The organism is Streptomyces sp. NPDC107765 (assembly GCF_055657085.1).
Genome location: NZ_JBVKBL010000004.1, coordinates 168809 through 177113, shown reverse-complemented (window position 1 = coordinate 177113; position 8305 = coordinate 168809). Strand labels below are relative to the sequence as shown.

General features: G+C 70.9%; 5 protein-coding genes. 1 reads left to right on the top strand and 4 read right to left on the bottom strand.

What is annotated here, in order from left to right:
- Nucleotides 1–567: 567 nt before the first annotated feature.
- Nucleotides 568–2076 carry a YibE/F family protein gene (locus ACZ7MX_RS12385; protein WP_472131514.1) on the bottom strand — a complete coding sequence of 503 codons (1509 nt, stop codon included), beginning with the start codon at nucleotides 2074–2076 and terminating at the stop codon, nucleotides 568–570.
- A gap of 371 nt (nucleotides 2077–2447) precedes the next feature.
- On the opposite strand from ACZ7MX_RS12385, the gene thiC reads away from it, so the two are divergent.
- Entirely contained in the window at nucleotides 2448–4238 is a 1791-nt protein-coding gene (gene thiC, locus ACZ7MX_RS12380) for a phosphomethylpyrimidine synthase ThiC (RefSeq protein WP_472131513.1), read from the top strand.
- 80 nt (nucleotides 4239–4318) lie between these two features.
- Here the strand turns inward: thiC and ACZ7MX_RS12375 are convergent, their stop codons facing one another.
- From ACZ7MX_RS12375 to ACZ7MX_RS12365, 3 genes are all read right to left on the bottom strand, one after another.
- Nucleotides 4319–5221 carry a hypothetical protein gene (locus ACZ7MX_RS12375; protein WP_472131512.1) on the bottom strand — a complete coding sequence of 301 codons (903 nt, stop codon included), beginning with the start codon at nucleotides 5219–5221 and terminating at the stop codon, nucleotides 4319–4321.
- Nucleotides 5222–5448: 227 nt separating this feature from the next.
- Nucleotides 5449–6552 (bottom strand): metallophosphoesterase, encoded by a 1104-nt coding sequence (locus tag ACZ7MX_RS12370; RefSeq protein ID WP_472131511.1) that lies wholly within the window; start codon nucleotides 6550–6552, stop codon nucleotides 5449–5451.
- Nucleotides 6553–6854: 302 nt separating this feature from the next.
- Complete coding sequence (locus ACZ7MX_RS12365) at nucleotides 6855–7955, bottom strand: LacI family DNA-binding transcriptional regulator (RefSeq protein ID WP_472131510.1); 1101 nt, start codon at nucleotides 7953–7955, stop codon at nucleotides 6855–6857.
- Between the last annotated feature and the right edge of the window lie 350 nt (nucleotides 7956–8305).

Genomic DNA, 8305 nt, shown 5'->3' with positions numbered 1-8305 from the left:
CCCGCGTGGCCGTGTTCCCGTCTTCCCGTCTTCCCGTCTTCCTGCGTCCCCCGTACCCACGTCCCGGGGCGCGTCCTCGCGTTCCGGGGGCCCGCGCCTACGGTTCCCAGGGCGCTGGCTTCCCTGCCTTCGGTCCCTGGCCTCCCGAGTTCCTGGCTTCCGCCTCCTGCCCCGGTCTCCCGCGTTTCTCGGGCCTCCCGGGCCCCGTGCCGAGCCCACGTGGTCGCGACCCGGTCGCGCCTTCCGGTGCCCACCCTGGCAGCGTCCGCCAGCACCGGGGCGGCGTCCTCACGCCCCGTTGGCTCCGGGCGCCCCCGCGTACTGGGCTCCCTTGCCCCCTGGCCTCCCAGGCCATTGGCTCTTCCCGGCCTCCGGGCTCCGGGCCTTCGCCCCCCCGAGCCTGCCGGTCCCCGGGCCGCCGGGCTCCCGCGCACGGTAGGACCTCCGAACTCACCCGACCGAACCGGCCTTGGCCCTCCTGTTTCCTGCCCAGTCCCGGGGCTCAGACCACATCGGGCTCGGGCCCAGCCCGGCCCCTTGCCTGCCCCGGGCCTGCGCCCGCTCCCCTCACTGCCGACGTCGCCTGCCGCGGCCTCCGCGGTGGCTGGAGCTCGCGCGGGGGGTGGCTCCTGCTTGCCCTGATGGCCCGGCCGCCTGCTGCGTCCCGTAGGTGTCCGGTGGGGCTGCTGCACCCCGCGCCCCGGGGGTGGGCGGTGGGGGTGCGGCACCCTGGGGCCCGGGAATGTTCGGGCGGGCAGCTCTGCCTCGTGGGCTGGGCTTCTTGCGGTCCGCTGCGACGACCAGGGCTGCCAGGAGTGTCGTCAGGGGTACCGAGGCCACCAGGCCGATGCTGCCCACCAGGGTGCGGACGATTTCCTCGGCCACCACCTCGCTCGTGGCGACCGTGCCGACGCTGCTCTGTGCGATGGAAAACAGCAAAAGCAACGGCAGGGCGGCACCCGCGTAGGCCAGTACGAGGGTGTTGACGACGGAGGCGATGTGATCCCGGCCGATCCGCATAGCCGCGCCGTACAGCTTCCGCCAGCCGGCCGAGGGGTCCGCCCCCCGTAGCTCCCAGATCGCTGCGGTCTGGGTGACCGTCACATCGTCGAGCACGCCCAGGGACCCGATGATGATCCCCGCCAGCAGCAGACCGCGGATCTCGATGTTCGGATAGAGACCGTGCACCAGACCCGTGGTGTCGTCCGTATTGCCGGTCAACAGCGCCCAGTTGATGAATACGGACCCCAGCAGACCGATCAGCAGCAGCGACGCGAGCGTGCCGAGCACCGCGACCGAGGTACGCGCCGTCAGGCCGTGGCACATGTACAGGGCGATCAGCATGATCGCGCTGCCCCCGACCACCGCCACCACCAGCGGATCGGAGCCTTGAAGTATCGCCGGCAGGATGAACAGCGTCAGGACGACGAAGCTGGCCGCCAGGGCCACCAGCGCCAGCACCCCGCGCAACCGCCCCACGACGACGACCGCCAGGGCGAAGATGCCCGCCAGTATCCACATCGGCACGGACCGGTCGACATCGCTGACCGAGTACTGGAGCTCCTTCGGCGCCTTGGGGGAGTACGCCACCACGACGTCCTGTCCGGTGGAGTAGTGCCGGAGCGCGTCCGGCGTCACCACCGTCTGGAAGGTGCGTCCGGTGTTCTCGCCCGTGGTGACCTTGATCGTCGCCTGCTGGCAGGGCTTTCCCTTTGCCGCTCCCCCGGTCGGCTGTTGCCCGGTCGGCGATGGCGGCTGGGGTTGCTGCTCGGCATGTACGTCCGCGCAGTTGACCTCCGCGACCTTGATCACGCGGGCCCGTTCCGTGGGCTGGTCGAAGCCCACCCCGGACGGTTTGTGCGGTGGTGCACCGCCCGGCCAGAGCACGACCAGGCCGACCGCCACCGCGGCCGCGAACGGAATCAGGACCGCCGCGATCACCTTGCGCAGATGCCGGGAAACGGGCGCGGCGGGTCCATGGCCATGGCTGTGCCCGTGACCATGACCGTGGGCATGGGCGTGGGCGTGCTCATGCCCGTGCCCATCCCCCCGCGCGCCGGACTGCGGACCAGTCACTGGACCAGCCTGCGCGCCGGACTGCGCGCCGGACTGCTGACGACCAGGCTGCTGACTTCCGGGCTGCGGACGGCCGGGCTGAAGGTGGGGCTCGTGAGTGCTCACCGCCCGATCATTGCAAGAGGTCCGGCTGTGCTCGCAAGACGTGCGGCTGCTGTCGGTGCTGCGTTCCGACGGGCCCCCTGTTCACTCGGCGGCATCGGCCGCTACCGTGGTGCCACCTTTGCAATCGCGGGAGCTCGGAGCACCGGGCTGAGAGGGCGCTGACCTTCGTCCCAGCGGTGTTTCACGTGAAACACCGGCGGACGGATACCGCTGCGTCGACCGCCGAACCTGTTACCGGGTAATGCCGGCGTAGGGAGTTGGGTCTTATGACTCTGCAGGATGCACGCACGCCCGAAAGCGGAAGCGGTGCCAGCAGCGAGCCGAAGGAGATCGGCTGGCACAAGGGCTATGTCTCCGGATCGCGCTCGGACCTGCGGGTACCGGTCCGGCGAGTGCACCTCACCAACGGCAAGGACGTGACGCTCTACGACACGTCAGGGCCATATACCGACCCGAACATCGAAACCGACGTCCGCCGTGGCCTGGCGCCGCTGCGGGAGAACTGGATCATCGGCCGCGGCGACACCGAGGAGTACGCGGGCCGGCCCCTGCGGCCGGAGGACGACGGACTCAAGCACACCTCGCCGCGCGGTGGCCTCAAGAACCTCGACGCGGTCTTCCCCGGCCGCCCGCGCCAGCCGCGCCGCGGCCGTAACGGCGCCGCGGTCACCCAGCTCGCGTACGCGCGGCGCGGCGAGATCACCGCGGAGATGGAGTACGTCGCCCTCCGCGAGAATGTGAGCCCCGAGTTCGTACGTGACGAGATCGCGGCGGGGCGGGCCGTGCTGCCGGCCAACGTCAACCACCCGGAGATCGAGCCGATGATCATCGGCAAGAACTTCCTGGTGAAGGTGAACGCCAACATCGGTAATTCGGCGGTCACTTCCTCCATCGAGGAGGAGGTGGAGAAGATGACCTGGGCGACCCGCTGGGGCGCGGACACGGTCATGGACCTCTCCACCGGCCGCAACATCCACACCACCCGCGAGTGGGTGCTGCGCAACTCCCCCGTCCCGATCGGCACCGTCCCGCTCTACCAGGCGCTGGAGAAGGTCGACGGCAAGGCGGAGGAGCTGACCTGGGAGATCTACAAGGACACCGTCATCGAGCAGGCAGAACAGGGCGTGGACTACATGACGGTGCACGCCGGTGTGCTGCTCCGCTACGTGCCGCTCACCGCCCGCCGCAAGACCGGCATCGTCTCGCGCGGCGGCTCGATCATGGCCGCGTGGTGTCTGGCGCACCACAAGGAGTCGTTCCTCTACACGCACTTCGAGGAGCTCTGCGAGATCCTCGCCTCCTACGACGTGACCTACTCGCTCGGTGACGGCCTGCGCCCCGGCTCCATCGCGGACGCCAACGACGAGGCGCAGTTCGCGGAGCTGAAGACGCTCGGCGAGCTGAACACCATCGCCAAGCGGCACGGCGTGCAGACGATGATCGAGGGCCCGGGACACGTCCCGATGCACAAGATCAAGGAGAACATCGACCTCCAGCAGGAGATCTGCGAGGAGGCCCCGTTCTACACGCTCGGGCCGCTGACCACCGACATCGCGCCCGCCTACGACCACATCACCTCCGGTATCGGCGCGGCGATGATCGCCTGGTGGGGCACCGCGATGCTCTGCTACGTCACGCCCAAGGAGCACCTGGGCCTGCCGGACCGCGATGACGTCAAGACCGGCGTGATCACGTACAAGATCGCGGCCCATGCGGCTGACCTGGCCAAGGGGCACCCGGGCGCCCAGGAATGGGACGACGCGCTCTCCGACGCGCGCTTCGAGTTCCGCTGGGAGGACCAGTTCAACCTGGCCCTCGACCCGGACACGGCACGCGCCTTCCACGACGCGACGCTGCCCGCCGAGCCGGCCAAGACGGCGCACTTCTGCTCGATGTGCGGGCCGAAGTTCTGCTCCATGAAGATCAGCAGGAGCATCACGGAGCAGTTCGGCGGCGACGCGGACGCCACGCCCGAGGAGGTCGAGGCCGGGATGCTGGAGAAGTCCAAGGAGTTCGCGGCAGCGGGGAACCGGGTGTACCTGCCGCTCGCGGACTGATCGGCCGACGCGTGTGGTGGGGGCCCAACAGGGCCTCCACCACCGCCCGTACCGCCCGGCTCCTGGTACGCCCCCTCGTCCTAGTGCGTCCCCTCGTCCGGCCCTCCGTGATCCGGGCTGGTGAAGTCCGGGCTGGAGTAGCGCGGGCGGGAGGCCGGGGAGCCGGTTTCGGGGCTGGAGAACTCGGGGCGGGTGTAACCGAGGGTCGGGATGCGGCTCTCGGAGACCGGGGCGCGGCGGGGCACGTAGCGGACCGGGTCGTCGTCCGGAGTGGCCGTGGGGTCGGCGAGCGCCTCGCGCAGAAAGGGCAGCAGCCCGCGCTCCAGCAGGGCACGCCGCCATGCCTCCCGGGCCTGCTCCAGGGCCTCGTACAGCTCGTCGACTCTGGCGGACTCGGCGGACGGGCCGTTGCGCAGTGCGGTGACGACCAGGCAGGTCATCGCGACCAGGGAGCCGGCCGCGGTGAGCGCCGCGAACACCCAGCCGACGCTGATCAGCGGCTGCGCCAGCGACTTGTCGGGGCTGACCGCGCGCAGGACGTAGCCGATGACGAGAAAGAGCACGGCGGCGATACCGGCGAGGACCGGGGCGAGCACGGTGACCGCGGCCGCCAGCCCGGCACCGGTGGTTCCGGCCCCGCTCGTGGTCGGGTCGGTGGCCGGTCCCGGCCCCCCCTCGGCGTCCTCCTCGTGCTCCCCGGCGGGCGCCACGGGGGCGGACGCCGGGCCGGATGCGGCCGGTGCCGGTGTCCGCAGCTCGGCACGGAGCTGGACATAGCGTTGGTATTCGGCCGTTGCGCAGGCGGCGATGGCGGTGGTCGCGCTGAGCGCCATCGTGCGCAACTGCTCGTTGTTCAGATGCTTTCCCGTGGCGGCGGTGAGGTCGTCCGGGCGGTATTCCGCGGTACGCAGCGCCTCATCAAGGAGCCGCGCGAATTCCGCGCGGTCCTCGTTCAGCAGGTGCGGAGCGCTGTTCATGTGCATCCCCCGATGCTCCGTAGGGCCGTACGGCCGGCGTGGGCCGGGCAGTGGGCGGAAACGGAGGAGAGCCTGCTACGGATAGACCGATGGTAGAGCGACTCCGGTACGGGGTGACAGAGAGTTTGCGGAAATTGAGTAACCGCCCGACCGGATTCCGCCGGTAACTCCCCTCGTTCCTGCCCCCGCACCGGTCGTCCCGCCGGTCCGGGGGATACCTGCCCCGGGAACGCTCAGCCAGTCAGGGGGAGTTGGACGACCAGCAGCTTTCCGGCCATCGTGATGCCGCCGTCCATGGCGATGGCCAGACCGTCGGCGTAGACGTGCGGACCGTCGACCGCGATGCCGTCGCCCTCGCCGTCCTCCGTGCCGACCTCGCCCAGGAGGTACGGGATCGGGCTGTGGCCGTGCACGACGCGGTCGCCGCCGTAGGCGTCCAGGAGTTCGCGTACGGCCTGCGAGCCGGACTCGTCGCGGAAGGCGAAGCGCTTGGTGAACTTCCGGAACAGATCCCAGACTTCGTCGGCGTCGCTGCGGGTGAGGACCTCGTGGACGGTGTCGTTGACGGCCTCGATGGAGTCGCCGTAATCGAGATAGGCGGTGGTGTCGGAGTGCACGAGCAGATGCCCGTCCTCCTCCATCACGGCGTCCAGCCGGGCCATCCACTGCAGGTGGTGGTCCTCCAGGCGGTCCATGTCGGTCTTCTGGCCGCCGTTGAGGAGCCAGGCGGCCTGGAACGAGGCGGTGCCGGCGCCGGACTGCACGGGGGTGTCGCCGAACCGCTTGGCGCCCAGCAGCAGCAGCTCGTGATTGCCCATCAGGGCCTTGCAGTAGCCGCCGGCCGCCGCGGCCTCCGCGGACAGCTGCATGACCAGGTCGATCACGCCGATGCCGTCCGGGCCGCGGTCGGTGAAGTCGCCGAGGAACCACAGCCGGGCGTTGCCGGCCGCCCAGCTGCCGTCGGCGTCGATCAGGCCCTCGGCGGCCAGCGCCTCGCGCAGCTCGTCGTAGTAGCCGTGCACATCGCCGACGACGTAGAGGGGGCCCATGCCCTCGGGCGCGTCGGAGCTCTTGGCCGGGTCGGGGACCGGCGCGACGGACGGCTGGTCGATGAGCGTGTCGGTACGGCCCGGGGTGACGACCGGCAGGTCGCGGGCGGTCGGGGTGTAGTCCTCGGGCAGCTCGACCGGCGGCGCGGCCGGCGGCACCGCGGGGGGCGCGGTGGGCGGTGCGACCGGAGGGCCGGCGGGCAGATGGAGCGGCGGGCCGGCCGGCGGCACGGGGGACCCGGCGGACATTCCGGGCGGCGGAGCGGACGCCGGAGCTTGTCCACCCATGGTCCACACCATGGGTCCCTGACTGGCCCCCTGAGTCATCGACCCCTCCACCGTTGCGCCGCCGTGCACCTCTCGGACCTTGCCTGGTCGACGGCGGTCCGCGGTGTCGTCCGCCCATCATAGGAATGCCGGTCGCGGGTTGTGACGCACCCGGGGGTGGTGAATCCGCTGGAGCCTGGCATTCGCGGCTGATTTCTCCCGAGATCGCCCTGTTTTTTCTGCGTCAACGCGTGCGCCCGTGCGTCAACGCGGGCGCTCCGGCGTCGTCCGGCGCGCCCGCTCGTTCGTGTTCGGCGGCACGTTCAGTCGCCGGCGGGTCCTCTTGGCGGGCTGATGGTCGTGCGCGGGGGCCGTCGCTGGGAGGAGGTGCGCACGATCAGATCGGTCGGTATCACCTGCTCGATCGGGCGTCCGGTGTCGAGTCCCTCGATGGCGTCGATGAGGATCTGCACGACGGCGGTGCCGATCCGGCGCGGTTTGAGGGAGAGCGTGGTGATCGGCGGTTCGGTCGTGGCGTAGACGGTGGACTCGCTGCAGCAGACCAGGAGCAGGTCCTCGGGCACGCGCAGGCCGTAGCGCCGGGCGGCGGCGAGCAGATCGGTGCCGTTGGGGTCGAAGAGGCCGTAGACGGCGTCCGGCCGGTCCGGGCGGGCCAGCAGCCGGTCGGCGGCCACCGCGCCGGCGCACGGGTCGTGAGCCGGGTACGACTCGTAGACCGGATCCTGCCCGACCCGCTCGCACCAGCGCAGGTACGCCGTGGTCGAGAGGCGGGTGTAGGTGTCGGTGGTGGTGCCGGTGAGCAGGCCGATGCGGCGGGCGCCGGCGTCGGCGAGGTGGTCGAGGAGGCCGAGGACGGCGGCCTCGTGGTCGTTGTCGACCCATCCGGTGACCGGCAGGGCGCCGCCGGGGCGGCCGTCGGAGACCACCGGGATGCCGTGCCGGACGAGCTCGGTCACGACCGGGTCGCCGTCGGCGGGGTCGATGACGACCGTGCCGTCCAGGGCGACGTTGGACCACACGTCGTGCCGGGAGGTCGCGGGGAGGATGACCAGCGCGTAGCCGCGGGCCAGGGCCGCGGAGGTGGCCGCTCTGGCCATCTCGGCGAAGTAGGCGAATTCGGTGAAGGTGAAAGGTTCATCCCCGTACGTGGTCACGGTCAGGCCGAGGAGTCCCGACTTGCCGGTACGGAGGGTGCGGGCGGCTGCGGACGGGCGGTAGCCCAGCCGGTCGGCCACCTCGCGGACGTGGCTACGGGTGGCATCCGGAAGCCGGCCCTTGCCGTTGAGCGCGTCGGAGACGGTCGTGATCGACACACCGGCTGCGGCGGCCACATCGCGGATGCCCGCCCGCCCCAGCCGGCGACCGGTCGCCCGGCTCACCTGGTGCTTCCCTGCTGCTGTCATGGCGAGCCGATAGTAGGGCTCGATAGGGCCATTCGCGGGGCGTTGACTGCGGCAGTGGAAAGGCACGTTTCTGCAAGGTGAGTTGTCGTCAGATGCCCTACAAATAAGGGAAGTTGGCGGCTGTGCTGGCTATTTGTGGGGAGAATTGCGGGCTCGACCTGTCGATCGGTTCAGGTCTCGAAGAGGTCTCAAGTCACCTTGACGAGGGACGCGCGCCACGGCGTGGGCCACCGGCGCGCGGCTGCGAGTGGGGCGCGCCCCGCAGCTCTCACGCCGGCCCCGTCCGGGTGATCTTGGTGCACGGGTGCGGAGGGATGTGCCGGGCGCCCGATCTCCGCCGGGGCTGCCGC

Bases quoted from the DNA above. Each gene is read 5' to 3' on its own strand.
- ACZ7MX_RS12375 (WP_472131512.1), bottom strand. From the start codon at position 5,221: ATGCACATGAACAGCGCTCCGCACCTGCTGAACGAGGACCGCGCGGAA.
- ACZ7MX_RS12370 (WP_472131511.1), bottom strand. From the start codon at position 6,552: ATGGGTGGACAAGCTCCGGCGTCCGCTCCGCCGCCCGGAATGTCCGCC.
- thiC (WP_472131513.1), top strand. From the start codon at position 2,448: ATGACTCTGCAGGATGCACGCACGCCCGAAAGCGGAAGCGGTGCCAGC.
- ACZ7MX_RS12365 (WP_472131510.1), bottom strand. From the start codon at position 7,955: ATGACAGCAGCAGGGAAGCACCAGGTGAGCCGGGCGACCGGTCGCCGG.